Here is a 25,102-nt window from a genome sequence, read left to right on the forward strand (position 1 = left end):
ATTGGAGGGTGTCAGTCGGCATCGATCGGTCCATAGCCCAGCTTCTCGCGCCAGGGCTGCAGGATCGGGATGATCGGCTCGAGATGTTCGCGATACCGGCGCCAGCGCGCCCGGGACGTGGTATAGAGCGGCTGTATGACCTGTGTCGCACTCGGCGTGTTGATCCGGCCCCGGCTGCGGGCGGTCTCGATATAGTTCGTGACGCGCTCGTCCCACGGAATGCCGAGACGGTCGAGCACAGGGCGGACCTGGCTTTCATGATCCTCGATCAGGCGTTCGTACTGCACGACGACCGGGTCGATGCCCAGAATGTCCACGGCCCTGAACCACAGCCTCATGACACGATCATAGAGCCGGGCCGCCATGACGATGTCCGTGAAATGCATCATGGGCGGGTTCAGATCGAAGTCCTGCATGAAGCAGGACAGGACCGAATCCAGCGGATCGCGCTGGGCGAAGATGAATTTGCCGTTCGGGAACATGTATTTCAGGTGGTTGGCATAGGCGAGATTGAGCGGGAGCTTGTCGATATTCACCCGCTTCTCGCCGGGCGCGTATTCGGACAGGGATTCCATCTGCCTGAAATAGATGTCGCGAAGCATCGCCCGTTCAGAGCCGAAGAAACTTGCAGCCACGTCCCGGCGGTTGGTCTGTGAGGGCAGGCCGTTGCGGCGGGCCTGTTCGGGGAATACGTGGGCCAGAAGCGGCTTTTCCTCGAACACTTCGACATCGGGATGCGAGCGCAGGATTGTGTCGAGCAGGGTCGTGCCGGACCGCGGGAAGCCGACAATGAAGCCCATCACCGGGGCATCGGCGGGTTCGTCCCAGGAGCGGGCATGGATGGAATCGTCCGCGGATACCCGGTCCAGCCACTCGCTGCAGATATCGAGGCGGTGGGTATAGTCTTCGGCGCGAACGACGCCGCGGCCGCGCTCGAAATCAGCTGCCAGGCGGTTGCCGTGTGTGAAGGCGTGGAAGGCCTCGTCATGGCGGCCGAGCTTGTCGCAGACCCGGCCGAGGGTCATGGCGATGTGGCGGTTGATGTTGTCCGAGGCCTTCGGATCGTAATGCGGGATAAGACGGTCATAGGCGTCCTGGTGCCGGTTCCGGCGCGTTTCCAGTCGCGCAATCACGTGGGCACTGCGCCGCTCGGCCAGGGACACGCCGCGTGCTTCCGCTTCGGCAACGAGGCTCTCCATCGCGTCGGAATCGTTGAGCGTGTCGAAGAATGACAGGGCGGCCTGATAGGGATGCTCGCTGTCTGGCGCCAGTTCGATCGCCTTCATGAAGGCCTCGCGAGCCTCGTCGTCACGCCGGCTGGCCGACAGGGCGCCGCCCAGACCGGTGTAGACACCGGGATCGTCGGGGAAGGCCTTGACGCCGTCCCGGCCGAACTGGATGGCGTCCGCATATGCGCCGCCAAGAACGGCCATCTCGGCACCGCGACGGTAGAGGCGGGCATCGGGCCCAAGGCGGCGCAACCCGGCACGTACCGCATAGAGCGCAGCGTCGGTCTCGCCCATTGCACGATAGGTGTTGGCCTGGGTTGTCACCATGTCGACCGAGCCGGGCTCCAGCGCCATGATGTGATGCATGCACGCTTCGGCTTCGTGCAGACGCGACTGTGACATCATGACATTGTAGAGATGCAGCCAGGGGCGAGGGACGGCGGGGGCCTGCTGTGTCAGCAGGTTCGCGCGCTGCTCAAGTTCCTGCGAATTGTGTGCGGCGGCCAGCGTGTCGAGCTGTTGCATCCGGTCTCTGGGTACGGATTTGAGTGGCGCAACCGCACGGGCCGGTTCGATTTTCTCGCGCTTGAAACGGGTCAGCGCGTCATTCAGCTTGGGTGTTGCCCCCAGCAGCTGGATGCCGTCCAGCACGGCCCGGTGAGCCTCGCCCTTTCGGCCCAGCCGGTGAAGCGCCGTGATGCGGCTGATCCGGAACTGCTCATTCTTCGGCTGGAAGAGGATCGCCGTCTGGAACAATATCGCCGAGGCCTTGACGGCCTGCGGGTTATTGGTGTGCAGCAATGCGACGCCGAGATTATGCAGCGCAAACGCGTTGCGTGGCGAGAGGGCGAGTGCGGTGCGGAAGGACGAGATGGCGCCTTTCAGATTGTTGCCGCTGAGATGTTGAAGCCCGGCCCTGATGTGGCCGACAGCCTCCTCGTCGGGCGAGGTCTGCTTGAGGAAGGCAGCCTGAGACGCTTTTTGGGCCTTGCCGGGAATTTCGAACACCATTGCGTAGACTCCGCTGGAACACAGGTTCGATACCCATCCCCCGGGGAGGCGTCAAACATGCCCGGCTGCAGGAAAGCGTTTCGCGTCTCTCCTGCCGGATGTGGCTGTGCGCCACGGCTCTGCGGCAATTAACCACGCGGCATGTTTAACAGCTGCATTTCACCATTATCGGTCAAACCGTTGCAGGAAGGTGACAATGTGGCGCTTTTGGGGCGTCATCCCCGTGCGGGCGGCGTGCCGAGCCCCACTTTTTGGCTTGACCTGCGCTTGCCGACTGACTTAACTCCACCTTGTTCGGCGCTCTAGTGACTGAGGGGGCGTCTCCGCGGGTGCGTTTGGGACTGCGTTTCTAGCCTCATTCGTGTCCGCAATTCCTGGCAGCCATAGGCGCTGAACAGCCATGGCTAGAAATTTGTAGATGGGGGAACCCAGAAATGAAAATGACTAAGCTTCTTGTAGGTGCCGCTACGGCTGCTCTGCTCGCCGGCTCGGCGAGCGCCTACGACCTGGTCGCCGCGAACACCGGCGTTGCTTCGACGTCCACCTCGGGCTTCGAAGTTGAGGCCGCTGTCTCGCTCGCTGCCGAGCTGGACTTTGCAGCCGGCGCCCACAACGGCGACTTCGAGTTCTACATCGACCAGCAAACCGCCGGTACGTTCACGACGGACGACGTTCTGCTGACCGTCACCCTGACGAACGGCACGTTCGACCAGGCTGTGACCGTTGCCAACATCGACGCGGCCTGCGCTTCCGGCGCTTCCGTGTCGACGGGCGGCGCGGCTGGTTCGTCCTCGGTGGTTTTCCTCGTCTCCGGCATCGACGGTTGTGACGGCTCCGCTGCTGGTTTCCTTACCGGCGACGACTTCGGCTTCTCTCTGCCGATCGATCTGACCGGTGCTGGCGATCTGGGCATCTCCACCAACATGGTCACCGACTCCGGCTCCACCCCGGTTGACGGCGGCACGGCGACGCTCGGCTTCGTGTCCCTGGACGACGCCTATGACGTCAACATCCTGGCGTCCGGCACCGACTCGATCGCCGACCTGGATGCCAACCCGATCTACACCTCTTTCGACGGTGCAGGCGGCAACGGCATCATCGGTACGCTCGAGCTGGATTGTAACACGGCGATCGACATCGACCTGAACGGCACGGCTGTCGATTGTAACACCGACATCAACGCCATCACCGCGACCCTGTCCGGCGATGTGTCGGCCTTCACGGCTGGCGTCGACGTCGCTACCGTGATCGGCACGAACAATGTTGCTGAAGACGAGTCGACCGCTGACCTGTCTGGCCTTCTGGCTTCTGCCGGTTTCGGCCCGACCAACATCGAGCTGAACGAAGACGGCGACGTCATCAACCCGTCCGACTACACGCTCTCCGTGTCTGTCGACCTGGTTGCGGGCTTCATTGACGAGTCGGCCTTCAACGGCACGCTCGACTCCGTCGTTCGCGAAGGCACGACTGTTGTGGTTCCGTGGTTCGCTTCGGCTGCTATCGCTGCCGCGAACAACTCCACCAACGTGTTCCGCATCAGCAACATCTCCAGCGCCGACGCTCGCGTCTTCGTTGAAGTGCTGACGGCTTCGGACGGCACCTTCGTCGATCCGGGCATCGTGGAAACCGGTTCGCCGCTCTCCGCGAACGGTGAAATGGTCATGACGTCCGGCACCATCACCACGCTGCTGGCTGATGATCCGGGCCGCGCCGACCTGCGCATCACGATCGAGCAGACGGAAGACAACCTGACCTTCCGCCGCTTCGTGACGGCTCCGGACGGCTCGCTGACCGAAATGACGGTCGGTACGGTCGACCAGGACCTGGACGGCTAATCCGTCTCGGTTTCGAGAATCGGGAAAGGGCGGCTTCGGCCGCCCTTTCTTTTTGTCCGGATGCCGGCGGCTGCGGCCGTTGCCCGGACAGACCTGCCGGTCCTGCTGAAGCGGAACACTGTTTCTTTGCAACGTTCTCGTCTAGGCTCGCCGCCCTGAGGCGAGGGCGTAGCCGGCAACAAGGGCAGGACGTTCATGGACAATCGGCGTATCGGCGAGATCCTGCTTGAGGACAGCCATGTCACGGCAGAGGATGTCGAGGCCGCGGCGCGCTTCCAGGCAAAGGTCGGTGGCCTGTTCGGTCAGGCCCTGTTGCGCGTGGGTGCACTCTCCGAAGACGTGCTTCTGGCTGCGCTGTCGCGCCAGCTCGATTTCCCGGTTCTCGACATGGCGATACTGCCGGAAGAGCCGACGTCCTACCGCGCCGCTGCGGACCGGCTCGGTCTGGCAGCAGACTGGCTGCTGCAGCACGACACCGTGCTCTGGTTCGAAGCCAGGGATGAGCAAGCAGCTGAAAACGCTCCCTCTCCCTCGGGAGAGGGCCGGGGAGAGGGGGAAGACACCTCTCTGCGTTCAACGGGCCGGGACAGCCGGCATACCCCCTCATCCGTCCCTTCGGGACACCTTCTCCCCGGGGAGAAGGGGGAAGCTGGTGCTGACAACATGCTGTCGGGCAGCGCCGACCCCTATGCCGCCGAGCAGTTTCAGCCTGAAGCCGAACCGCCGCTGCTGAACGTTTTCGCCCGCGCCCCCTTGCATCCGCCGGTCCTTGAGGCACTCGAACGGGTCTGGCGCGGACCGGCTACTATGTGGCTGGGTCCGGCCCGCCTGCTCGACGGTGCGCTCGCCTCGCTCCGCTCGTCCGGACGTGTCGCCAGCGCCGACGATGCCGACGATCTTCACCGCCTGCGCGAGATGGCCGAGGAGGCCCCGGTCATCGATCTGGTCAACGGCATGTTCGAGGATGCGTTGCGCCAGGGCGCGTCGGACATCCACATCGAGCCTTTCGAAAACCATGTCCAGATCCGCTTCCGCATCGATGGCGTGCTGCGCACGGTCAATACGCTGCCGCGCAGCCGTTTCGATGCGGTGGCCTCGCGGGTGAAGCTCCTGTCCGGCATGGATATCGCCGAGCGCCGCCTGCCGCAGGACGGCCGCCAGTCGGTGCGCTTTGCCGGCCAGGACATCGATCTGCGGGTGTCCAGCCTGCCGGGTGCCTGGGGCGAGAGCATCGTGCTGCGTCTCCTGCGCAAGCAGCAGAGCCTGCCCAGCCTCGAGGGGCTGGGCCTGGAAGGCCGCTCGATGGAGGCCTTCCAGGCGCTGCTGGAAGAACGCAATGGCGTCATCCTGGTGACGGGCCCGACCGGCTCGGGCAAGTCGACCACGCTCTACCGGGGGCTGGAAGGCGTCAATGACGGCCAGCGCAAGATCATCACGATCGAGGACCCGGTCGAATACGACATGGACGGGATCACCCAGGTCCAGGCACGCGCCGATATCGGCTACACCTTTGCCCGCGGCCTGCGCGCCATCCTGCGCCAGGACCCGGACGTGATCATGATCGGCGAGATCCGCGACGGCGAGACCGCCGGCATCGCCGTGCAGGCCGCGCTGACCGGCCACCTGGTCTTCTCCACCCTGCACACCAATACCGCCCTGTCGGCGGTGGAACGTCTTGTCGATCTGGGCGTCGAACCGTTTCTGGTGTCCGCCTCGCTGCGCGGCCTCATGGGCCAGCGCCTGGTGCGCCGCCTGTGCGGCCATTGCAGCGTGCCCGCCGGTGCGGCCGCGATCGCCCACGGCGAGGCGCGGCTGGACGAGGCGCGCCGTGCCGGCGCCGACCTGCCGGACAGCGTCAAACAGCCGCACTGGCGCGAAGCGCGCGGCTGCGCGCACTGCTCCGGCACCGGCTATTCCGGCCGGGTCGCCGTGTTCGAGGTCGCCCGTTTCACCAATGCCGTGCGCCAGGCGATCAACGAGTCGCGGCCGGAAAGCGATCTCATCGCCGCGGCACGCCAGGACGGTTTCCTGACCATGTATGAGGACGCGCTGGTCAAGGCGGCGCAAGGCTATACCTCCACCGAGGAGGTGCTGCGCGTGCTCGGCCAGGCCTCGGCCGCCCATGCCTGAGACGGGCGGCAGGCACGGCATCCGCGATGACCGCCCCGTGCTGGTCGTCGGCATGCACCGCTCCGGCACGTCCTGCCTGGCGGGCTGCCTGGAAGCGGCCGGCCTCCATCTGGGCGAGGTGAATACCCAGGCGCCGCACAATCAGCGCGGCAATCGCGAGAACCTCGCCGTCATGCAGCTGCACGATGCCCTGCTGGAACGCCATGGCGCCGCCTGGGACCGGCCGCCTGCCTCGCCTGTCACCTGGACCGAAGCCGACCTGGCAGCCCTCTCCGATGCCACGGCTACGGCGGCTGCGCACACGCCCTGGGGCGGCAAGGATCCGCGCTCGCTTCTGCTGATCGAGGGCTGGTTCGCACGCTTCAGTCCGCGTTTCGTCGGCACCTACCGCCATCCCGACGCCGTGGTTTCCTCGCTGTGCACCCGGGCCAAGGCCTGGGGCCAGCCGATGGACCCCGACGCCGCACTGGACCTGTGGGCGGCCTATAACCGCGCGCTTTGCGCGCTGCGGCGGCAGCATGACTTCCCGATCGTGCGCTATGATATCGATGGCGGTCTCTATGTGGAGAAAGTCACGGCGATTGCCCGCGATCTGGGCCTGCCCCGTCCCGGGGCCGCCGGTCAGTTCTTCGACCGGGCGCTGAAGCACCAGGCGGCGTCGCGCCCGGTGCCGGCCGGGGTGGAGGACATCTGGCAGGAGCTCGAGCGCCATGCTGTCTAGGCCGCGCATCTCCGTCATCATCGTCGCCTACGACATGCCGCGCGAAGTGCCGCGCACGGTGCAGTCCTTCCTTGCGCCCTATCAGCAGGAGATGGCGCCGGGCGATATCGAGATCCTGGTGATGGAAAACGGGTCCAGCCGGCCTGTTCCCGAGGCCGTACGCGCCGGATGGCCGGCCAATGTGCGCTATTTCAATATCGAGAATGCGCCGGGATCGCCAGCGTATGCGCTCAATCTCGGCGTCGCCAGGGCACGCGGCAAATGGGTCTGCCCGGTGATCGACGGCGCCCGCATCGCCACACCCGGCATCCTGCGCAAGGCGATGCTGGCGGCGCGCCTGTCGGATTGTCCCGTGATCGCGACGATGGGCTATCACCTTGGCCATATCGTGCAGCAGGAGGCGGTGAAGCAGGGTTATGACGCGGCCACCGAGGACGCGCTGCTCGACTCTATCAGCTGGCCGCAGGACGGGCATCGCCTGTTCGAGATCGGCTGTCTGGGCCTGTCGGCGCGCAAGGGCTGGCTGGCCCCGATTGCCGAGAGCAATGCGATCATCGTCTCGAAAGCCTTCTACAAGGCGATCGGCGGCTATGACGAGCGGTTCGACATTCCCGGCGGCGGCATCGTCAATCACGACTTCTTCCGCCGCGCCGTCGAGCATCCCGACGCCCTCTACGTCCTGCTGGTCGGCGAGGGGACGTTCCACCAGCATCATGGCGGGGTGACGACTGCGAAGGGTGTCGGGAAACCGGCCGCGCCGGACGGGCGCACCACCTGGGACATCTATGCGGACCAGTACCGACAGATCCGGCAAATGGACTATGCTGTGCCCCAGCGTGCGCCATTGCTGTTCGGGGATCTGGGCCCGTCCGCCGTGGCCGACGTGCAGACTTTCGCCGGGGGAGAGCGGCCGGAATGACCCGCGAGACCGACTTCATCACGAAATACCACAATCTCGATCTCGTGCGCCGGCGCGTCGAGGTCGGCGAGCATCGCGATGTGATCGGCGGCATGTGGGACGAGCTGGGCGCGCTGCAGCATGATTTTCTCGTGGCGCAGGGACTGCAGCCGCATCACCGGCTGGTCGATATCGGCTGCGGATCGCTGCGGGCCGGCGTGCCGCTGACCCGCTATCTCGATGCCGGCCGCTATTACGGTATCGATATCAGCCGCGACCTTCTCGATGCCGGCTATGAACGCGAGATCCTGCCCGCGGGCCTCGGTTCGAAACTGCCGCCCAATCATTTGCACGCGACGGCGGACTGGGACGTCTCGCCCTTCGGCGTGCGTTTCGATTTCGGCCTGGCCCAATCGGTCTTTACCCATTTGCCGCTGGGCCAGCTGACCGATTGTCTTGCCGCCATCGCGCCGCACTTCGTGCCGGGCGGGCGGGTCTATATCACCTATTTCCACCGGCCCGACGACTGCCCGGACGGCGATCCGGTGATCCACGAGCCGGGTGGCATTGCAACCTGGCACGACCGTGACCCGTTCGATATCCGCCACGATGCGCTGGCTGCAGCGACACCGGAGGGCTGGGACCTCACCATCATCGGCGAATGGGGCCATCCGCGCGACCAGCGCATGGCCCTGTTCACGCGGCGCTAGGTCCTCAAGGAGCAGCGGTCCATGGCAACCTTCATCTACAAGGGACTGAAAGCCGGCAGCGGGGAAGTGGAGGGGCGTATCTCGGCGGCCGATGAGGTCGATGCGCTGCGCCAGCTCGAAGCCCAGTCGATCTCCGCCTTCCAGATCCGCGAGGCACGGCTGGCCGACCGGCGTTACGACCGCAACAGGGCGCGGCCGCAGGACCGGTTCCGCTTCATGCGCCAGCTCGCCATGCTGCTGCGCGCGGGCAGTCCGCTCCTGTCGGCCTTCGAGACGATCGGCGGCGACGAGCCCTGCCGCGAACTGGCCGAGACGGCGGACGAGATCCGCCGCGCCCTGCGCTCGGGTACGCGGCTTTCAGCGGCGATGAAACAGTCGTTGCGCGGCTTTCCCGACTATGTGCCGCGCCTGGTCGAGCTGGGCGAGGCGACCGGCGATCTGCCGCGTGCGCTGAACGATATTGCCGGCCAGATGGAGCAGGATCTGCGCGCGGCGGCCGAGGTGCGCAATGCGCTGGCCTATCCGTCCTTCCTGGCGGTGATGGGCGTTGTTGCCGTGCTGTTCATCTTCCTGTTCGTGGTGCCGCGCTTCGCCACGCTGCTGGGCGATGACCGCTCGCAACTGCCCGGTTTCTCGCGCGTGGTGATCGAGACCGGCGTCTGGCTGCGCGCCCACATGGTCGAGGCAGGGATCGGCCTGGCCGGGCTGATCGGCGGCGGCTACATGCTGTCGCAGAATGCCGGCTTCCGCTCCGGGTTGCGCGAGTTCCTGTTCCGCATGCCGGTGATCGGCTCCTTCCTGAAGGCCAGCGAGATTGCGCGTTGGGCGCGGATTTCCGGGACGGCGCTGTCAGGCGGTGCGCCGTTGCTGGAGGCGCTCGCGCTGGCGGAGGCGTCGCTGACGTCGGTGCGCTGGCAGCAGGCCCTGGCCGAAGTGCGCCGGGCGATCCGCTCCGGCGAGCCGATCGAGGACGCACTGCGCGCCTATACCGATTTTGACTCGATGACGATCAATCTGGTGAAGACCGGCCGGGCGGCCGCCTCGCTGGACGAGATGCTGCTCTTTGTCGCCGAGATGTACGAGACCGAGACCAAGGACCGGGCCAAGCGGCTGACCTCGCTGGCCGAGCCGCTGGCCGTCCTGTTCATTGCCTCGGTGGTCGGCGCGATCGTCGTCAGCCTGGTGATGGCGATGACCAGCCTCTACGACATCGCGCTCTAGCGGCGGTGCCTATCCGGCCCGCCAGCGCGGTGCGGCTACACCGCGATAGCCCAGCTTGTGATCGTCTAGCGGCAGCCGGCGTTCGTCACGCACGACAGCAGCCCAGGTCGCACCGGCATGGTGCCAGTCCAGCTCGTGCCAGATGAGGCCGGCATCCGTGCATGTCTGCTGCAGCCAGCTTTCTGGATAGGGCACGTTGAACGGATAGGTCCAGGGCTCTTCCGGCAGCGGCGTCCCCGCCTCGCCCTTCAGATAGGACAGCATCAGTATGCCGTCCCGCCTCATGGCACGGCCGGCACTCTCGATCAGCTTGCGGGTATTGTCGGCGCCGGCATGGGTGATGATCGACTGGGCCATGATGAAGTCGAATTCGCGGTCGAACACGGTGCAATCGAAGGCGTCGGAACCGGAGAATTGCGGCGATTTGAGCGTCTTGAGATCCTCGCCCGTCTCGTATTTGAACCCGTCATCGATCAGCCAGAGATTGGGATCGACGCCGAAATAACGGCCTTCGCGCAGGAAGGGGATGAGCGAGCGGCCCAGGCGCAGCGAGCCGCAGCCGAAGTCGAGCACATAATCGGATTCTTCCAGGCCCAGCGCTGCCAGCAGCGACATCTGCGACAGGGTGAGCAGGCCGAAACGGCGGGGCGGACCGACATAGGCGCGGTAATTGTCCGAGCCCGGCTTGAGCTCCTCGGCTTCTTCCGGCGACAGGTGACGTGGCATGGAATCTCGCTTGTCAAAAACGGTCGTGCTAGACTTGAAGGCCGAGTTTGAAAACGGAATGTGCGTTGATGTCCAGACTTAAAGCTGTCCTCAAAACGGTCGGCGAGCGGTTTTCGGTTGCCCGGCCCGGCTACTCCCTGATGGAAATCCTGGTCGCTGTGGCGATCATCGCGGTGCTTGCCACCTTGGTGGCGCCGCGCCTGTTCGGCCAGCTCGACCGTGCTCGCGTGACCTCCGCGGAGACCCAGATCGACATGCTGGAGACGGCGCTGGATTCCATGCGCCTCGATATCGGCCGGTATCCGACCAATGAAGAAGGCCTCGCCCTTCTGAGCACGCCGAACCCATCGGTCTCGGCGATGTGGCAGGGCCCGTATCTGGACGAGGAACTTCCGACCGACCCCTGGGGCAACCCCTATCGCTATCGCGCCGCCGAGGGCCAGTCCGACCGTGGCCAGGTGTACAGCCTGGGCGCTGACAATGCCGAAGGCGGCAGCGGTCTCGACGCCGATATCGGCATCTAGCGGGGGCAGGCCATGCCCGGATATCTCCGCGCAGGCTACACCATGCTCGAAGTCGTGGTGGTGGTGGCGATCGTCGCGGTTGCGCTGACCGTTTCCACCCCGGCCCTCATCCGCATGATCGAGCAGCAGCGCGTGCAAAGCGTGCTGCGCAGTATCGATATCGGTCTCACCGATCTGCGCGCCGCCAGCCAGATTGATGCCCGCGTCATCGACGCAGGTGAGGCCGAGGCGGCGCTGGCGGCCGACCTGCCGGTCGGCTGGTATATTCTCGTCGACGAGACGGTGACGTTTTCACCCGCGGGCGTCTGCAATGGCGGACGGCTGCAGGTGACCACACCGCGCGGCCGCGAATACGTATTCTCGCTCGCCCGGCGTACTTGCTCGCTCGATCAGCGGATCGCCTGAGACATGCCAGACGCAAGCCTGCGGCTGCTGCACGACGCCCGGAACCTGTTGCGTCCTTTTCTCATTGCTGCAATTGCGCGCGCCCGGCGATCCCCCTAGAAAGCCGGTCTGCATTTAAGAGGATACACTGCCCATGGGTTCCGAGGGTTCACCGTCCGACGCCGTCCGGCCAATCTTCATCATCGGTGCGCCCCGGTCCGGCACGTCGGTCATGACGTGGGCCCTGGGGCAGCATCCCAATATCCAGCCCATGCCGGAAACGGCCTGGATTGCGGCGTCGTGCGTCGGTGCCTATCAGGCCTTCAAATCCGGGTCGGACCGCGGCAAGCGCTCGCACCTGTCCAATGTCGACTACCCGGTCGAGGACTTCTTCGCGCATCATGGCCGGTTCATCGATACCGTCGTGCAGGATGCCTTCCGCCGCCGTTGTCTCGATCTTTATGGCCAGTCGGGTGTCCCCAAGGCGAGCCAGCTCGACAAGCACGCGCTGTTCATCAAGCGCCGGAAGACGGACACCAAGCAGCACTGGGTCGATGGCACGCCGCTGAACACCTTCTACGTCTGGGCCCTTGCGCCGATGTTCCCGGGTGCCCGTTTCCTGCACCATCTGCGCGCGCCGCACGCCGTCGTGGCCTCGCTGGCCAAGTTCGATCGCGTCGGTGCCGAGCCGGTTGAAGCGGCTGCCGAAGCACTGACGGTGTGGCTGCACCATACGCGTACGGCCTGGGCGGCCGAGCGGGCTCTGGGTTCGGCGCGTGTGAAACTGGTCGATTTCGCTCGCCTGGAAGCTGAACCGCAGGCTCTTCTCGACGATATAGCCGATTTTCTCGGAGAGCCGCACTGTACCGATTGCATGGCGCCGCTGGCAGACCGGCTGAATTCGTCACGCACCCATGCCGAGGCCGACACGATTCTGCCCGAGCTTGAAGGCGAGCCGCTTTATGCGGAGGCGCGGGCACTCTATGATGAGATCCAGGCTGCACAGCGGCCGCTTCCGGGAGGTGATGAGGCCGCCTGGGAAGAGCTGCACAGCATGTTCATGAGTCTCGCGGATGATCGGACGCTTATCGGGGGTTAGTCGGCTGACGGGGGGGCGTGGCAATAACCGGGACGCAGGCTACAGCCTGATGGAAGTCCTGGTCATGCTGGCCATCACCGCGATCGTGTCCGCCCTCGTTCTTCAGACCGTCCGGTCGGCCTCTGCGACGGGACTGCGCATCGAGCGCCATGTCCGCTCGACCCTGCATGACCGTCTGGACGTCAACGCGCTGCGCCATGCCGTGGCCGGAACGCTCGTGACCTACTCCGACTCCCGGGGGCGGTTTTCCGGAACCCCCTTGCAGGCAAGCGGTCTGACGGCCCGCGGTCTGGGTTTCGAGCAGGACGCCACCCTTTACTACACCCTGAGCGTCGAGGACGAGGGACGCGGATCGGTCCTCTACTACGAGGAGGCCGGAAACCGGTTCGAAATTGTCCGCCTAGCCGAAGGGCGCCTGCAGCTGAGCTATCTTGCTGGTGCCGCTGCCGGCGCTCAGGCGCGCTGGAGTCCCGACTGGCCGCCGGAAGAGGGTTTTGCGTGGATGAGACAGGGCGAGCGTCCCTATTTCAGGCCCTTGCCCCGGGTTCTGCGGGTTTCAGGCCCGGGCAGCGAACCCGAAGTCGATCTTTTGCTGGCAATGTCGCAGACTCAGAGGCCTCGTCCCCGGGTCACCGACTATATCGACGTCACACAATGACGATACGCTGCGGTTACACGACAGCCCTGCGCGACGGGTACGCTTTTCCGATGGCTCTGGCGGCGATCGTGGTCGTCAGCCTGATCATTGGCGTGGCTGCCGTACAGGTGCAGCGCGGGATGGAGAGCTATGCTCGCCAGGAGGAAGACTTCGACCGCAATGTGCTGGCGATATCGGCAGACCAGACCTTTCTCTATCATGCGCTCACAAGCCCGATGGCTTCGAGAGGGGTCGAGATCGGTGGCCTTTCCGCGACGGACCGCCTGATCGGCCGGACGGTCGCCGATCCGGAAAGTGTCACGCTGCTGCGGGCGAACGGAGAGCCACGCCTGTACGCCGGTGACATGGTCGTACGCTATCTCGACCAACAATCCTTCTTCAATGCCGCGGTGCTTGGCATTGAGGGGCGCGATGCGCGGATGACGGCCCTGGGCATTCCGGAGATCCGCCAAGCTGCGCTCGGTGCTGCGCTGGCCGACTATCAGGACGATGATGACCTTCGCCGGCCGGGCGGTGCGGAGCGAGCTGCATACGCTGATCCAGACATGCCCCCGAACCGCCCGCTCATCAGTCCGCTGGAAATCTGCCAGGTCGCCGGCTGGGCCCGCGAGGATATCTGCACCGACCACAACCGCCTGCTCTTGCTGACGATGAATCGCGGCACCCGGCAGATCAATGCGCGGCTTGCGGGAATGCCGATGCTGCGCTTGCTGACCGGTACGGTGGAGGATGCGGAGGAGGCTGCACAGGACTATCGCGACGGCTTTCTGGTCGATTTCGCCGGAATCGACTGGCCGGAACTGGATCCGATGACGGACATCCTGTCTGCCCCCACTTCGGCGACCGGCCAGTTTGCGGTGATCGTACATGACCGTCCGGCGCGGCATGCATGGATTTCAGTCTACACGCTGACACCGGAAAGTGTTCGGGCGCCCTTTTCGCTTGCCTACAGATACCGTATTGGAGGCGAGTATGTGCGTGACGTGTTGGGGATGACCGCGGATGAGTCAATCCAGCCGCTTCCTGAAGCCGGTCGATAGCCGGGTGACTGCCGCCGGTTCGATCGACCGGCGTGGTACGCCCTTGCGCCGCCTTGTCTTTGGTGAGCGCGTCGTGCTGAGCCGGCGTCACTGTCACTTCGAGTCCATTCCTGCACCGGCAGGCAAACGCGATCTACGCGCGATCCAGGCGGCCAAACTGGCGGCCCGTGCCCGCTCCCCGTTCAAGAATCCCGAAATCCGCCTGGTCTGGTCCGGCGGCCGGGTGGGAATCTGGAGCTGGCCGAAAAACATCCTGGAACCGCTCGCCGGAGCCGAAGTCGATATCGTTCCGGAATCGCTGCTGGACCCTGTCGCCGAGGGTGAAGTCCTGCGGCGTCGTGACGGCGGTTTCGAGGGGCAGGTCTGGCAGGGCGGCCAGCTCGTCGCCAGCCGCTGGTGGGATCATGAGCCGGACGAGGCGCAGTGGCGCCGGTTCGTGCGGGCCGTTCCCGCCTTCGGCGACACATCCGAGCGCACGGACGCCAAGGGCGATGTCGATATCGCCGCTCTGGTGAACCGGGCCGGCGACGCCGTTTCCCGCATTCGGGCACGCGATTACCTCGCGCTGGCCATTCTGTTGCTCCTAGTCCCGGCGTTGTATCTGGGCGGACAGTGGCTGCGCGCCACGATGACGGCGGACGCGCTTGAGCGCGAGTTGGCGACGCTGGCCGAAAGCTCGTCGGAAGTGGTTGCGGCCCGCGCCCAGTCCATGGCGCTGGCAGGTACGCTCCAGACCTATGCGGAACTGCTTGAAGCACCGCATCCTGCTGCGGCGCTGGCCGTGTTCGCGGAGGCCGCCGCCGGATTCGATGCCACGCTGGAAACCTTCGCTGTCCGCGATGGCAGGATGGAGATCGAGCTCGCCGGTAATTCCGACCTGCCGCTGGCGAGTCTGGTCGAAGCGCTTGAAGATACGCCTGTGCTGCGCGATGTGCGCCTCGAGCCCGGCGGCCGGCCCGATCGCTGGCGAATTTTTGCGACCTTCGAAAGCGGGGGGCGCAGCTGATGCCGGATGGTCTTCGCAAGCTGATCGACAGTCTTCGCGAGCAGGCCACACCGCGGGCTCTCGCCGGTGTCGGTATACTGGTCGTCCTGCTGGCGGCGGTCGGGCTGAGCAATCTGGCGACCTCGGTCGCGGCACGGCAGCAGGATGTGCGCGAACTCGATCGCTCGCTTGCGATCCAGCGCAGCCTGGCGAATGGCCAGCAATGGCTGGACGCGGCGGGGGAATTGGCTGCCCAGAAAGAACGGGTCGAGGCGCGTTTCTGGCGCGGCGCGACGACGGGCATCGTCTCGGCGCGGCTGCAAAGCGCTATCGAGAGCGCCGCCACACAGGCCGGTCTCGACCGGGTTCGGGTCGAGGTGCAGGCGCGGCCGGACGCGCTCGCGGCGGGCGGGCGGCTGGAGTTCGAGATCACACTGACGGCCCGGGACCGGGACGGCCAGTTCCTGAATTTCTTCCAGCGCCTGCAAACCCTGGACGGCGCCGTCGTGCCATCGGACTTCCAGTGGGTGCGCGGCAACACGATCGTTCAGGCGACGCTGCGGGCGCCGGCCATTGTCGAGACGGCAACCGGGGAGGCGTCATGACCTCGGGCTTCCGCTTGCTTCTGGCGCTGTTTCTGGCAGCCGGCGCACTGGCGCTCGGACTGACAGGCAGCGAGCGCCGTCAAACCGCGTCGGTCGACCGCGATGCGCGCATCGCCCAGCCGGTCGACCCGTGGACGGCAGATGAGGTGGACGCGCTTGTGGGGCGAATCGTCGCCAGCGGTCTCTATCCGGATGCCGAGCCACTGGGCGATATGGCCGTTGCCGTTGATACAGACACTGACGCGCTGGGCATTGACGCGGTTGAAGCGGCGTTTGCCGATCCGGCACTTGCGGCTTTTCTCAACCGCGGCGATGGCTGGACGATCTGCATTGCACGCGAAGACGGAAGCTGCCGGATGCTGCAGATCGGCGACGTCCTGGCCGACAATTGGCAAGTGGCTGCGATTTCGGCAACATCTGTTACGTTCGAGCGAGAGGGACGGACACGCACGCTCGATGCGTACCCCTCCAGGGAAGGCTAGTATGAAGTTGCGGTTTTTGAGCATGCCGGTGGTGCTGGCGAGCGTTCTTTCGGCCTGTGCCAGCACGGGCGGGGAAGAGCGGTTCGACTGGCTCAGCGGATCGGGTCCGCTGGGGATTGAACTGTCCGGCGGCGATGCACGCGAAGGCCGCGGCGCTCCGGGCGACGGCCCGGTCGATCTGCAGGAGCAGGGTGCCGAACCGGGCATGGAGCAAACCGATTCCCGTACCGTACCCTCTCTCGGTCGCGGCACCTCGGGAACAGGACACTATGACCCGGTAACCGAAACGCTCGACGGCCCGGCGATCAATGTCACCCTGCCGCCGCAGCCGCTGCCGAGCTTCGTCAACACGGTCTTCGGCGAAGTGCTGAACCAGCCCTTCTCCATCGGTCCGGACGTGGCGCAGCGCTCCGACATCATTTCCCTTCGCAGCGTGCACGACATGCCGCCGAGCACTTTCCTCGCCCTCGTCGAGGAAGCGCTGAAGGATTACGGGCTCGCCGTCACCTACGAGAACGGGCTGTTCCGGATCGTCGGCATGGACGAGCTGCGCGCCCAGATCCCGCAATTCGTCCGCTCGCGTGCCCGGCCCAGCGTGCCCAGCGACCTGCGTCCTATCGTGCAGTTCGTGGAGCTGACGGCAATCGATGCGGCGGACATGGAAGTCATCCTCGAACAGGCTTTCCCGGAAGACGACCAGCTGACCATCCGGTCCAACCGCGGCAGCAATTCGATGGTGCTCAGCGGACTGTCCGACACGGTCGATGCTGCGCTGGCGATTGTCGAGCAGATGGACGAGCTGCGCTTTGCCGGGACACAGGTGATCACCTTCACGCCGCGCAACTGGGCCGTCCAGGATCTCGCGCGGGACCTGCAATCCATCCTGACGGTTGAGGGCTACTACGTTGCGCTGGGCAGCAGTCAGCCGCGGGCGATCACGCTTCTGCCGCTGAATTACACCAATCAGCTGATGGTCTTTGCGCGGGAGCGCTCGCTGGCCAACCATGTCGTCGCCACGGCGCGCCGCCTGGATGCGGACGCCTATGAGGCCGAGGCGCGGATTGCGCACGTCTATAATGTGCAGAATACGAGCGCAGAGATCCTCGCCCAGGTCGTCAATGTCGCGATGGGGCATGCCGCGCCGGGCACGGCCGGCAGCGCGCCCGAGACGTCGCAGACAGCACCGACCAGCGAGGACGGCCAGCGCAATCAGCGCAGCCAGCGGGACAACTCGCCCCGCGTGATCGGCGGCGGCGACGGCCTGACCGTCGACCCGATGGGCAACCGGATCATCTTCTTTGGAACCCGCGCGGAGTATTCGGAGATCGAGTCGCTGCTGCGCCAGCTCGATACCCCGCTGCCGGAAGTGATGATCGAGGTGACCATCGCCGAGGTCACGCTGACCGACGATGTGAATTTCGGCTTGGACGCGGTTTTCGATACGGACACTGCGGCGCTGTTCTCGGCCAATATCAACACAGATGGCGGTGTGACGGCCGTCGTGGACACCGGGCAGGTGACGCTGACGGGGACTGCCGGCTCGAGCAGTAACCAGATCAATGTTCTGTCCACGCCGCGCATCATAACGCGCTCCGGCTCCGAGGGCTTCGTGCAGGTCGGTACCGATGTGCCGATCATCACCTCTCAGCGCGCTGCGGACACGCAGAACCAGGGCTCGTCCGACATTCTACAGACGGTGCAGTACCGCTCGACCGGTGTGATCCTGACCGTGTCGCCGCTGGTCTACAGCGGCAACCGCATCGATCTCGCGATCAGCCAGGAAGTTTCCTCGGCCGAGACCAATGATAACGAGGCCATCGCCAGCCCGATCATCTCCAATCGCAGTCTGACGTCCGAACTGTCGTTGCAGGACGGCCAGACCGCTGTTCTGGGCGGGCTCATAGAGAACCGGTTCACGCGCGGCAATGGCGGTGTGCCGTTGCTCAAGGACTTGCCGATAATCGGCAATGCCTTCGGCAGCGAGACCCTGTCGAGCCGCCGCACCATGCTGGTTGTGCTGGTGACGCCCTACATCCTCAACACCCGCAGCGACCGCCAGCGTATCGTGGACACCCTCGTCGGCGCGATCAACACAGGGTTCCAGAACCAGACACGTGCCTCCTCCACTCTCTGGGAACCCTCCGAGCCCATGCAGATTCGTGCCTGGCACGGGACGGACGAGGACGACGGGAACTAGGCTGGTGTGACCGACACCCTGCTCACATTTGCCGGTGTGACGGCCGCTGTCCTGGCCGGCTGGCTGGGCGGGCGAACTGCCGGCCCGCGTGAAGCTCCTGCAGGCTGGCGTGTGCGAGCCGTCCTCCTGGCCGCTGCACCGGCCGCGGCCGGGCTTGCCGTCCTCTGCGGAGCCCCGCTTCTGCTTTCGACGGCGATCGGCGTAGCGGTACCTCTCGCCCTGTCTGCAGCCTGGCTCGACTGGCAGGCCGGGCTGATCGCTGACATTCAATCAGCCGGTGTCGTGCTCGCCGGTCTGCTGGCCGCGCCGTTTCTTTACCCTTACGCCACATGGGCGATAGCGCTGGGCGGTGGCGGTGTGGCGCTGGCAGTGCTCGCCCTCGGCCAGCTGGCGGTCTGGTTAAGGTCCCGAGAACACGGACTCGGCGCCGGTGACTATGGCCTTGCGGTTGCGGGCGGCGTGTGGTGCGGATTGGGGTGGGTCGGTCCCGCTCTGCTGATCGCTGTCGCTGTAACCGTCCTGCTGGCCCTGCTCCGTGGACGCGCCGATGGGGCACGTTATGCTTTCGCCCCTGGGCTGGTGGCAGGTTTTTCCCTGGCGACACTGGCCGGGAGGCTGGCATGAGATCTGTTGCGAAACGGATCCGGCCCGGCTTCTCTGTGGTCGAGGTGCTTGCGGCGATCGCGCTGATATCCGTCGCCATGATCCCGCTGTACCAGCTCCAGCGGGCGCTGGCGGACGCGGCTTTCCGGCTCGAACAAGCCGCGATGACGCTAGAGGCAAGGGAGAATGCCCTGGCCTGGCTGGAGACGGTGAACCCGCAGCTCCAGCCTCGCGGCGAGGTGACTGTGGGCGGATGGCTGATCAGCTGGAACGCCGAGCCGGTGGCGACGGTCCCGATTGCGCGCGGCTATCTGGGCGAATCCATTCACGCGGTCGGCCTCTATGAGGTCGAGGTAGTGGTATCGCGTGACGGCCGGAGCGACCGCTTCACGGTACGCAAGATTGGCTGGGAGCAGGTTCGTGATCCACTGGGGTTCATCGAGTCGGAACCGACGGGGCCAGCCCGTCGAGACGGCTAGCCAGGCGTGCCTGCCAAGCCGCCGGACCGAGGCAGGCGTGGGCGTGCCGGCGGGCCAGATCTCCCATGTGGCTTCGCAGCTCGGGCGTATCGATCAGCCTGACGAGCCAGTCGGCGGCGTGGTCGATGTCCGGTTCTGCCCAGCTTTGACCCTCGGGATAGATACCCTGTGCGTCCTCGACCGGGACCAGGCGGTAATTGACCAGGCCGGCGCCGTCGGCGGCCAGGAATTCGGTCGGCGCCGACCAGTTCGTGGCGATCACCGCCTTGCCGCGATAGGCCGCATGGGCCGCCAGCAGGCCGAAGCCCTCCGAGCGATGCAGGCTAAGCGCGATCGGGCAGGCCTCGATCAGTCCGAGCATCTGTGCATCGGTGAGGTCCTTCACGAACAGGGTGACGTCCGGCCGGTCGCCGACCCGCGCCGCAAGCCGGGCCATCTCGCCGGGGCATTGCGCCGAGCCGGTCACTTTCAGGACAAGATGCGCCGGGCGGGCTGCCGAGGCCGACGCAGCCTCGAACGCGGCCAGGGCGCCGAGCGGATTCTTGCGGGCCGCCGAGGAGCGCAGATCGCACAGCGCCAGCACCCGGACGGCCTCTGCCCGTCCAGGAAGCCCCGCCGGGGCTTCGACTGGTCCCGCAGCGAAAATCGGCGGCGGCAGGACTTCGGCCATGCGATCGTCAGGCAGGACTCGCGTTATGGCATCGGCAGAGAACCGGGACGGGGTCCACACGGCGTCGACGAGACGGGCGGCCCGCCGCCAATGGTCCGGAGCACTGCCCAGTTCCCAGACCCAGTAGCCGGCATGGGGCATGCGTCGCTCCCCGGGACTGGCGATGCGCATGGAAAATTCCAGCAATTGATCCGGGTTGAGATGGCTCACCCGCAGGGCCGCTGCAGTGCGGTCGGCCGCGGCCGGTCCGGCGGGGCGAAGCCGCGGGTCGATAGTCCAGGGCCGCGCATCGTGTCCGGCTTGCATCAATGCGCCGGTGAATTGCCGGGCGGTCTCGCCGATGCCGAGAATTTCGCCATGAAACCCCTCGACCCGGACGGGCATGCCGGGCATGTAGGGCTGGCGGCGCGGTGTGAAGCGTGTGCCGACGTGCGTGTAGGTCTTTAGGGCCGCCCGGTAGGCGGCCGACTTCAGGCTCATAAGAGGTTTCCCGGCCGGAAGGGCTGATGTCTGTCCGTCTTCCGCCATGTGTTCAAACCGGCCTTTCCGGGAAGGGTGAAAGTGAGACGTCTGCGCCCCGTCATCGTCAGTCTGCCCGACACGCCGGTCAGTTATCAGGAATTCGACCTGTTCGTGAAGCATGCCGGCGGCGAATGGCAGGCGTCGGGCCGGCTGCGCCCGGGGACGGCGCTGGTCGGCCTTGGCGCTGGCGATATCATTGCCGAGCTGGAGAACCGCGAGACCAAAGAGCGGCAGGCGGTGCGGTTCGAACCGGCGCGGCTCCGGCATCTGGTCGCGGCATTCGGCCGGTTGATTCGCCGCTTGATCCAGCGTCCGCGTTCCACCTGGCAGGCGCTTGCCAGGTCGGCGGGCATCGCGGGCTTCAAGCCGGTGCCGGTCCGGATTGTCCATCTCGATGAGTCCGGTAACCGCCTGTCGCAGGCCGAGTTCGAGCGTATGCACAGCCTCGGCGACAGCCTGATGCCGGGCGCCCGGCGGCGTATCGCCAATGTGTTCCGGCGCACCGGCGCGGACAGCGTGTCCTGGGACTTTCTGGTGGCCGGCCGCGAGGTTCTGCGGCCGGCTGCCGCCGCGGCGCTCGACCGCTATTCCAGCGCAATGACCCGGCATATCGCCTTCCGCGCCGGTGTCGCCCAGGACATCGCCCAGTCGGACAATCATGTGCATCTCAGCGAGTGTCTGGGACGCAGCCAGGTCATCGAACCCTGGACCCGCCAGGGGGGCGTGCCGGTGGACGATGCCGGGGTGTCGGTTGTCATTCCCACACGGGATGCGCCGGCCTTGCTGGCGGCCTGCCTGGAAAGCGTCGAGGCCGGTCTTCGGCCGCAGGACGAGCTGATCCTGGTCGATCACGAGACACGCGACACCGCCGCGCTCGGCCTTATCGAGGCCGCCCGGGCACGCGGAGCCCGTGTCTGCCGCGAGGCGGGGGCGTTCAATTTCTCCCGGCTGGTCAATGCCGGCGCGGCACTGGCCTCCTGCCCCAATCTGGTGATGCTGAACAATGATGTGCGCGGTCTCGGCGCGGACTGGACAGCCGTGATGGCCGGCTGGCTTGCCCGGCCCGGCACCGGTGCCGTGGGCGTGGATCTGCGATATCCGGACGGACAGCGTCAGCATGTCGGCCTGACGCTGTCGCAGGAAGGGCTCCCGGCGCATCTGGAACCGGGGCGCCGCACCGATGGTCCTCTGGGCCTCTATACCATCCCGCGTGAGGTGTTCGCGGTGACCGGGGCCTGTCTGGGCATCCGGACCGGACTGTTCCGCGAGATCGGAGGTCTGGATGAAGGCTGGCCGGCGGATTTCAACGATATCGTTCTGTGCCTCGATGTCCGCGATCGCGGACTGTCGGTCGTCTGGACGCCGGACGTCTCGGGCATCCACGACGAGTCCGCGAGCCGCGGTCGTGAGCCCGTCAGCGACCGGCACCGCGCCGAATGGCAGCGTGTTCTTGCACGACATCCCCGTCTGGGCACTGCCGACCCCTACGCGCCGCCGCGCATGGACCGTGTCCGGATGGAATGGGCGGAGGACTGGCTTGCCTTGTAGTGCGTGCCCGCAGCAAGCGGGGATGCTATTGGAAGCATCTGATTCGTACCCGCGACTGCCGTTCGGCAGTTGGCGACAGCTCCGATCTTGTGCCAAGGAAGTCCGGCCCACGGCCGCCGCCTTGTGTCCGGCCAGAACAGGAAGACCACGCGCGTGACCGTCGCTCAACAGACCCAGCCGGAAATCAAATTGCCCGCCGTAATCCGCCTGTGGCGTTTCTGGTTGATGCTGGCCTGGCACGACTGGCGCCGCCGTTTCCGCCGCTCGCTGCTCGGCGCGGCCTGGCTGTTCGTGTCCTTTGCCCTGTTCGTAGGCGTGAAGATCGTGATCTTCGGCGTGCTGTCGGCCGAGGAAATGTCCTTCTTTGCCGTGTGGCTGTCGACCGGCTTCCTGATCTGGACCTTCATCCAGGCCAATCTGGTTGAAGGCTGTAATGTTTTCATCGCCAGTTCGCGATGGATCACCGGCACGGATCTGCCCTATGGCATCTATGTGCTGCAGAGCGTGACGCGGAGCGTGATCCAGCTGGCGCTGTCGGGGCTCGTCATCCTGATCGTCCTGGCCATCTATCCGGCTCCCGATCCGTGGATTGCGCTGACCTGCCTGCTGTCCATTCCCGTCCTGATCGTCAACGGCATCTGGACCCAGCTCCTGCTGGGCGTGATCTGTGCGCGTGTTCGCGACATGGTCCATCTGACCCAGACCGTCGTGCGCCTGCTCTTCTTCCTGACGCCGATTCTGTGGGTGCCGGCGTCGTTCGGCGAGTACGGGAAATATGCGGACTACAACCCGTTCACACACGTGATCGCGATCTTCCGCGATCCGCTGGTCTACGGCACCGTGCCGTATGTCAGCTGGATGATCGTGCTGGCGATCACCATTGCCGGCTGCGCCATCAGCGTGCTGGTTTTCCGCCTCAACAAGAACCGCATTTTCTACTGGGTTTGAACGGGCAGTGACGTGACCAAACTTTCTGCACAAGACATCACGCTCAAATATCCGCTGTTTACTGCGGTTCGCGGGCAACCGACCCACCAGCTGGCGCTGGACTCTGTCTCCTTCGACCTCGCCGAGGGCGACAAGCTGGGCGTGGTCGGCGCCAACGGTGCCGGCAAGACCTCGCTGCTGCGGGTGTTGTCCGGTGTCGTCATTCCCGATGCCGGCAAGGTCCACTCTGTCGGCGTTGTGCAATCGCTGATGGAGACCGGCCTGGGCATCAATGGCGACGCGACCGGCTACGAAAACATCCAGCTGCGACTGCTGGCGGCCGGCTACACCTGGAAACAGGCGCGCGAGCTTTCCGAGCCGATCGCGGCTTATAGCGAGCTGGACGAATATCTGGAGCGGCCGGTCGACACCTATTCGCGCGGCATGCAGCTGCGGCTGAGTTTCTCGATTGCGACCACGCTGGATGCCGACATCCTGATCATGGACGAGTGGATCGGCGCCGGTGACGCCGCCTTCCGCGAAAAGGCCGCCCAGCGCATGGAAGAACTCGTCGCTGCCGCCGGCATTGTGGTGCTGGCATCGCACAATAATCGCCTGCTGGAACGCATCTGCAACAAGGGGCTTTTCCTCGAGAAGGGCAAGGTGCGGTATTTCGGCGATATGGGTGAGGCGATCCGGCGCTACGCCGAGGCGTAGGCCGTCCGTCGCACGGATCCCGGGCCGGACGGCCCGCCGGATAATGAAAAGGCATGCAGGCGCGATATGGCAAAATCCTCCGCCCCCCAGAAGACGGCCATCCTGGTTCTCGGCATGCACCGCTCGGGCACGTCGGCCTGTACCCGGATCGCCAACCTGTTCGGAGCGGCCCTGCCCGAGGATGTGCTGCCGGCCAATGCGGGCAACGAGACCGGCTATTGGGAGCCGCGCTCGATCGTCGACTTCAACGAACGCCTGCTTGAGGCCCGGGATTTCGGCTGGGACGACCCGGTTCCCGAGAGCCGGATCACGGCGTCTTTCGGCAAGGAGGCCCGCGCGCAGGCTGCCGCGCTCGTCGGCGAGGTCTACGGGGATGCCCCGCTTATCGTCATCAAGGACCCGCGCTGTGCGCTGATCCCGGGCTTCTGGATCGAGGCCGTCACCAAGGCCGGCTACCGGCCCGTGTTGATCCATTGCCGTCGTGCGGCCGCCGACGTCGCCGCCTCGCTCGACCGGCGGGACGGGATGAGCGCCGACGAGGCCGGGCTGTTGTGGGCCCAGTCCAATATCAGCACGCTGCGGGTTGTTGGCGACGCTCCGACCCTTGCCCTCGACTATGGCGCGGATGTCGTGAACTGGCCGGACCGGATCTTCGCGCTGGCTGATACGGCCGGCTTTGCCTGGCCCCGGAGCCGGCAGGAGGTCGAGGACGACCTGCAGGCCTTTCTCAAGCCGGCCCGTTCGGGAGCAGATGCTCGCTTCTCGGCGACAGTCGCGGGAATTGTCGGCGCCGTCGATCAGGTGCTCGAGGGCGGAGGAGATCAGGCCGGACCGGAGGTGCTGGACCGGATCGATGCAGAGATCGCAGCGGCGACAAGCATTCTGCTTGCAACCCACAAGCGTTTCCGCCGCCAGCTGGGAGAGGCGAAGGCCGAACTGGCGGCCAAGACCGCAGAGGCCGAACGGGCAGAAACCGTGATCGCAGAGGCGATGGCCGATCTGGACACCGCCCGGCGGGATCAGAAGGATGCCGAAGACCGGGCGAAGGCCGCGCAGGAGACGATTACCGGTCTTGAGACGGACCTGGACACCGCCCGGCGGGATCAGAAGGATGCCGAAGACCGGGCGAAGGCCGCGCAGGAGACGATTACCGGTCTTGAGACGGACCTGGACACCGCCCG

General features: G+C 65.7%; 24 protein-coding genes. 21 read left to right on the plus strand and 3 right to left on the minus strand.

Translation table 11 applies throughout. The features are described 5' to 3' along the window. Window positions 1-11: 11 nt before the first annotated feature. Complete coding sequence (locus PKE71_RS11060; protein ID WP_271187032.1) at window positions 12-2,240, minus strand: tetratricopeptide repeat-containing sulfotransferase family protein; 2,229 nt, start codon at window positions 2,238-2,240, stop codon at window positions 12-14. Window positions 2,241-2,680: 440 nt separating this feature from the next. On the opposite strand from PKE71_RS11060, the gene PKE71_RS11065 reads away from it, so the two are divergent. The 6 genes from PKE71_RS11065 to PKE71_RS11090 all read left to right on the plus strand — a co-directional run bounded on the left by PKE71_RS11065 (window position 2,681) and on the right by PKE71_RS11090 (window position 9,755). Next, entirely contained in the window at window positions 2,681-4,075 is a 1,395-nt protein-coding gene (locus tag PKE71_RS11065) for a hypothetical protein (protein WP_271187033.1), read from the plus strand. 195 nt (window positions 4,076-4,270) lie between these two features. Continuing rightward, window positions 4,271-6,205: a GspE/PulE family protein gene (locus PKE71_RS11070; RefSeq protein WP_271187034.1), complete on the plus strand. Its 1,935-nt coding sequence runs from the start codon at window positions 4,271-4,273 to the stop codon at window positions 6,203-6,205. Further along, window positions 6,198-6,926: a sulfotransferase gene (locus PKE71_RS11075; protein ID WP_271187035.1), complete on the plus strand. Its 729-nt coding sequence runs from the start codon at window positions 6,198-6,200 to the stop codon at window positions 6,924-6,926. Before PKE71_RS11070 ends, PKE71_RS11075 begins: the two co-directional genes overlap by 8 nt. Then, a complete protein-coding gene (locus PKE71_RS11080) occupies window positions 6,916-7,845 on the plus strand; it encodes a glycosyltransferase family 2 protein (protein ID WP_271187036.1) in 930 nt (309 codons plus the stop codon). The genes PKE71_RS11075 and PKE71_RS11080 overlap by 11 nt, the downstream gene beginning before the upstream one ends. After that, window positions 7,842-8,534 carry a class I SAM-dependent methyltransferase gene (locus PKE71_RS11085; RefSeq protein ID WP_271187037.1) on the plus strand — a complete coding sequence of 231 codons (693 nt, stop codon included), beginning with the start codon at window positions 7,842-7,844 and terminating at the stop codon, window positions 8,532-8,534. The genes PKE71_RS11080 and PKE71_RS11085 overlap by 4 nt, the downstream gene beginning before the upstream one ends. Window positions 8,535-8,555: 21 nt before the next feature. Further along, window positions 8,556-9,755: a type II secretion system F family protein gene (locus tag PKE71_RS11090; protein ID WP_271187038.1), complete on the plus strand. Its 1,200-nt coding sequence runs from the start codon at window positions 8,556-8,558 to the stop codon at window positions 9,753-9,755. Window positions 9,756-9,764: 9 nt separating this feature from the next. Here PKE71_RS11090 and PKE71_RS11095 read toward each other — a convergent pair whose 3' ends face one another. Further along, window positions 9,765-10,481, minus strand: a complete 717-nt coding sequence (locus PKE71_RS11095) for a class I SAM-dependent methyltransferase (protein ID WP_271187039.1) — start codon at window positions 10,479-10,481, stop codon at window positions 9,765-9,767. A 68-nt stretch (window positions 10,482-10,549) separates the two neighbouring features. On the opposite strand from PKE71_RS11095, the gene gspG reads away from it, so the two are divergent. The 11 genes from gspG (at window position 10,550) to PKE71_RS11150 (ending at window position 19,537) form a co-directional block, all read left to right on the plus strand. Then, window positions 10,550-11,005 (plus strand): type II secretion system major pseudopilin GspG, encoded by a 456-nt coding sequence (gene gspG, locus PKE71_RS11100; RefSeq protein WP_271187040.1) that lies wholly within the window; start codon window positions 10,550-10,552, stop codon window positions 11,003-11,005. A gap of 12 nt (window positions 11,006-11,017) precedes the next feature. Beyond that, window positions 11,018-11,410, plus strand: coding sequence for a prepilin-type N-terminal cleavage/methylation domain-containing protein (locus tag PKE71_RS11105; protein WP_271187041.1), 393 nt, complete (start codon window positions 11,018-11,020; stop codon window positions 11,408-11,410). Between the two features lie 133 nt (window positions 11,411-11,543). Next, window positions 11,544-12,488, plus strand: a complete 945-nt coding sequence (locus tag PKE71_RS11110; RefSeq protein ID WP_271187042.1) for a sulfotransferase family protein — start codon at window positions 11,544-11,546, stop codon at window positions 12,486-12,488. Continuing rightward, window positions 12,463-13,146 carry a PulJ/GspJ family protein gene (locus PKE71_RS11115; RefSeq protein ID WP_271187043.1) on the plus strand — a complete coding sequence of 228 codons (684 nt, stop codon included), beginning with the start codon at window positions 12,463-12,465 and terminating at the stop codon, window positions 13,144-13,146. Before PKE71_RS11110 ends, PKE71_RS11115 begins: the two co-directional genes overlap by 26 nt. 50 nt (window positions 13,147-13,196) lie before the next feature. Beyond that, complete coding sequence (locus PKE71_RS11120; protein ID WP_271187044.1) at window positions 13,197-14,186, plus strand: type II secretion system protein GspK; 990 nt, start codon at window positions 13,197-13,199, stop codon at window positions 14,184-14,186. Further along, entirely contained in the window at window positions 14,149-15,192 is a 1,044-nt protein-coding gene (locus PKE71_RS11125) for a hypothetical protein (protein ID WP_271187045.1), read from the plus strand. The genes PKE71_RS11120 and PKE71_RS11125 overlap by 38 nt, the downstream gene beginning before the upstream one ends. Continuing rightward, window positions 15,192-15,776 (plus strand): hypothetical protein, encoded by a 585-nt coding sequence (locus PKE71_RS11130; RefSeq protein ID WP_271187046.1) that lies wholly within the window; start codon window positions 15,192-15,194, stop codon window positions 15,774-15,776. Before PKE71_RS11125 ends, PKE71_RS11130 begins: the two co-directional genes overlap by 1 nt. Next, window positions 15,773-16,258, plus strand: a complete 486-nt coding sequence (locus tag PKE71_RS11135; RefSeq protein WP_271187047.1) for a hypothetical protein — start codon at window positions 15,773-15,775, stop codon at window positions 16,256-16,258. Before PKE71_RS11130 ends, PKE71_RS11135 begins: the two co-directional genes overlap by 4 nt. Before the next feature lies 1 nt (window position 16,259). Then, the gene (locus PKE71_RS11140; protein ID WP_271187048.1) at window positions 16,260-18,455 is read left to right on the plus strand and encodes a type II secretion system protein D; all 2,196 of its coding nucleotides are present in this window, start codon (window positions 16,260-16,262) and stop codon (window positions 18,453-18,455) included. Window positions 18,456-18,491: 36 nt separating this feature from the next. After that, on the plus strand, window positions 18,492-19,079 hold the full coding sequence (locus PKE71_RS11145; RefSeq protein WP_271187049.1) for a prepilin peptidase: 588 nt from the start codon (window positions 18,492-18,494) through the stop codon (window positions 19,077-19,079). Next, window positions 19,076-19,537, plus strand: coding sequence for a PulJ/GspJ family protein (locus PKE71_RS11150; protein WP_271187050.1), 462 nt, complete (start codon window positions 19,076-19,078; stop codon window positions 19,535-19,537). The genes PKE71_RS11145 and PKE71_RS11150 overlap by 4 nt, the downstream gene beginning before the upstream one ends. On the opposite strand, the gene PKE71_RS11155 is transcribed toward PKE71_RS11150, so the two are convergent. Continuing rightward, the gene (locus PKE71_RS11155; RefSeq protein ID WP_271187051.1) at window positions 19,494-20,687 is read right to left on the minus strand and encodes a glycosyltransferase; all 1,194 of its coding nucleotides are present in this window, start codon (window positions 20,685-20,687) and stop codon (window positions 19,494-19,496) included. The two genes, PKE71_RS11150 and PKE71_RS11155, sit on opposite strands and share 44 nt — an antisense overlap. An 81-nt stretch (window positions 20,688-20,768) precedes the next feature. Between PKE71_RS11155 and PKE71_RS11160 the strand changes: the two genes are divergently transcribed. From PKE71_RS11160 to PKE71_RS11175, 4 genes are all read left to right on the plus strand, one after another. Then, a complete protein-coding gene (locus PKE71_RS11160) occupies window positions 20,769-22,277 on the plus strand; it encodes a glycosyltransferase (protein ID WP_271187052.1) in 1,509 nt (502 codons plus the stop codon). Window positions 22,278-22,430: 153 nt separating this feature from the next. Beyond that, window positions 22,431-23,225: an ABC transporter permease gene (locus PKE71_RS11165; protein ID WP_271187053.1), complete on the plus strand. Its 795-nt coding sequence runs from the start codon at window positions 22,431-22,433 to the stop codon at window positions 23,223-23,225. Between the two features lie 12 nt (window positions 23,226-23,237). Further along, complete coding sequence (locus PKE71_RS11170) at window positions 23,238-23,921, plus strand: ABC transporter ATP-binding protein (protein WP_271187054.1); 684 nt, start codon at window positions 23,238-23,240, stop codon at window positions 23,919-23,921. Between the two features lie 66 nt (window positions 23,922-23,987). Beyond that, window positions 23,988-25,102, plus strand: a 1,115-nt coding sequence (locus tag PKE71_RS11175; protein ID WP_271187055.1) for a hypothetical protein, incomplete at its 3' end; no start/stop codon positions are given.

The organism is Maricaulis virginensis (assembly GCF_027922185.1).
GTDB classification, from domain to species: domain Bacteria; phylum Pseudomonadota; class Alphaproteobacteria; order Caulobacterales; family Maricaulaceae; genus Maricaulis; species Maricaulis virginensis.

What these genes read in the sequence shown, in the direction of transcription:
- PKE71_RS11060 (WP_271187032.1), bottom strand. Translation starts at nt 2,240, where the DNA reads ATGGTGTTCGAAATTCCCGGCAAGGCCCAAAAAGCGTCTCAGGCTGCC.
- PKE71_RS11065 (WP_271187033.1), top strand. Translation starts at nt 2,681, where the DNA reads ATGACTAAGCTTCTTGTAGGTGCCGCTACGGCTGCTCTGCTCGCCGGC.
- PKE71_RS11070 (WP_271187034.1), top strand. Translation starts at nt 4,271, where the DNA reads ATGGACAATCGGCGTATCGGCGAGATCCTGCTTGAGGACAGCCATGTC.
- PKE71_RS11075 (WP_271187035.1), top strand. Translation starts at nt 6,198, where the DNA reads ATGCCTGAGACGGGCGGCAGGCACGGCATCCGCGATGACCGCCCCGTG.
- PKE71_RS11080 (WP_271187036.1), top strand. Translation starts at nt 6,916, where the DNA reads ATGCTGTCTAGGCCGCGCATCTCCGTCATCATCGTCGCCTACGACATG.
- PKE71_RS11085 (WP_271187037.1), top strand. Translation starts at nt 7,842, where the DNA reads ATGACCCGCGAGACCGACTTCATCACGAAATACCACAATCTCGATCTC.
- PKE71_RS11090 (WP_271187038.1), top strand. Translation starts at nt 8,556, where the DNA reads ATGGCAACCTTCATCTACAAGGGACTGAAAGCCGGCAGCGGGGAAGTG.
- PKE71_RS11095 (WP_271187039.1), bottom strand. Translation starts at nt 10,481, where the DNA reads ATGCCACGTCACCTGTCGCCGGAAGAAGCCGAGGAGCTCAAGCCGGGC.
- gspG (WP_271187040.1), top strand. Translation starts at nt 10,550, where the DNA reads ATGTCCAGACTTAAAGCTGTCCTCAAAACGGTCGGCGAGCGGTTTTCG.
- PKE71_RS11105 (WP_271187041.1), top strand. Translation starts at nt 11,018, where the DNA reads ATGCCCGGATATCTCCGCGCAGGCTACACCATGCTCGAAGTCGTGGTG.
- PKE71_RS11110 (WP_271187042.1), top strand. Translation starts at nt 11,544, where the DNA reads ATGGGTTCCGAGGGTTCACCGTCCGACGCCGTCCGGCCAATCTTCATC.
- PKE71_RS11115 (WP_271187043.1), top strand. Translation starts at nt 12,463, where the DNA reads ATGATCGGACGCTTATCGGGGGTTAGTCGGCTGACGGGGGGGCGTGGC.
- PKE71_RS11120 (WP_271187044.1), top strand. Translation starts at nt 13,197, where the DNA reads ATGGCTCTGGCGGCGATCGTGGTCGTCAGCCTGATCATTGGCGTGGCT.
- PKE71_RS11125 (WP_271187045.1), top strand. Translation starts at nt 14,149, where the DNA reads ATGAGTCAATCCAGCCGCTTCCTGAAGCCGGTCGATAGCCGGGTGACT.
- PKE71_RS11130 (WP_271187046.1), top strand. Translation starts at nt 15,192, where the DNA reads ATGCCGGATGGTCTTCGCAAGCTGATCGACAGTCTTCGCGAGCAGGCC.
- PKE71_RS11135 (WP_271187047.1), top strand. Translation starts at nt 15,773, where the DNA reads ATGACCTCGGGCTTCCGCTTGCTTCTGGCGCTGTTTCTGGCAGCCGGC.
- PKE71_RS11140 (WP_271187048.1), top strand. Translation starts at nt 16,260, where the DNA reads ATGAAGTTGCGGTTTTTGAGCATGCCGGTGGTGCTGGCGAGCGTTCTT.
- PKE71_RS11150 (WP_271187050.1), top strand. Translation starts at nt 19,076, where the DNA reads ATGAGATCTGTTGCGAAACGGATCCGGCCCGGCTTCTCTGTGGTCGAG.
- PKE71_RS11155 (WP_271187051.1), bottom strand. Translation starts at nt 20,687, where the DNA reads ATGAGCCTGAAGTCGGCCGCCTACCGGGCGGCCCTAAAGACCTACACG.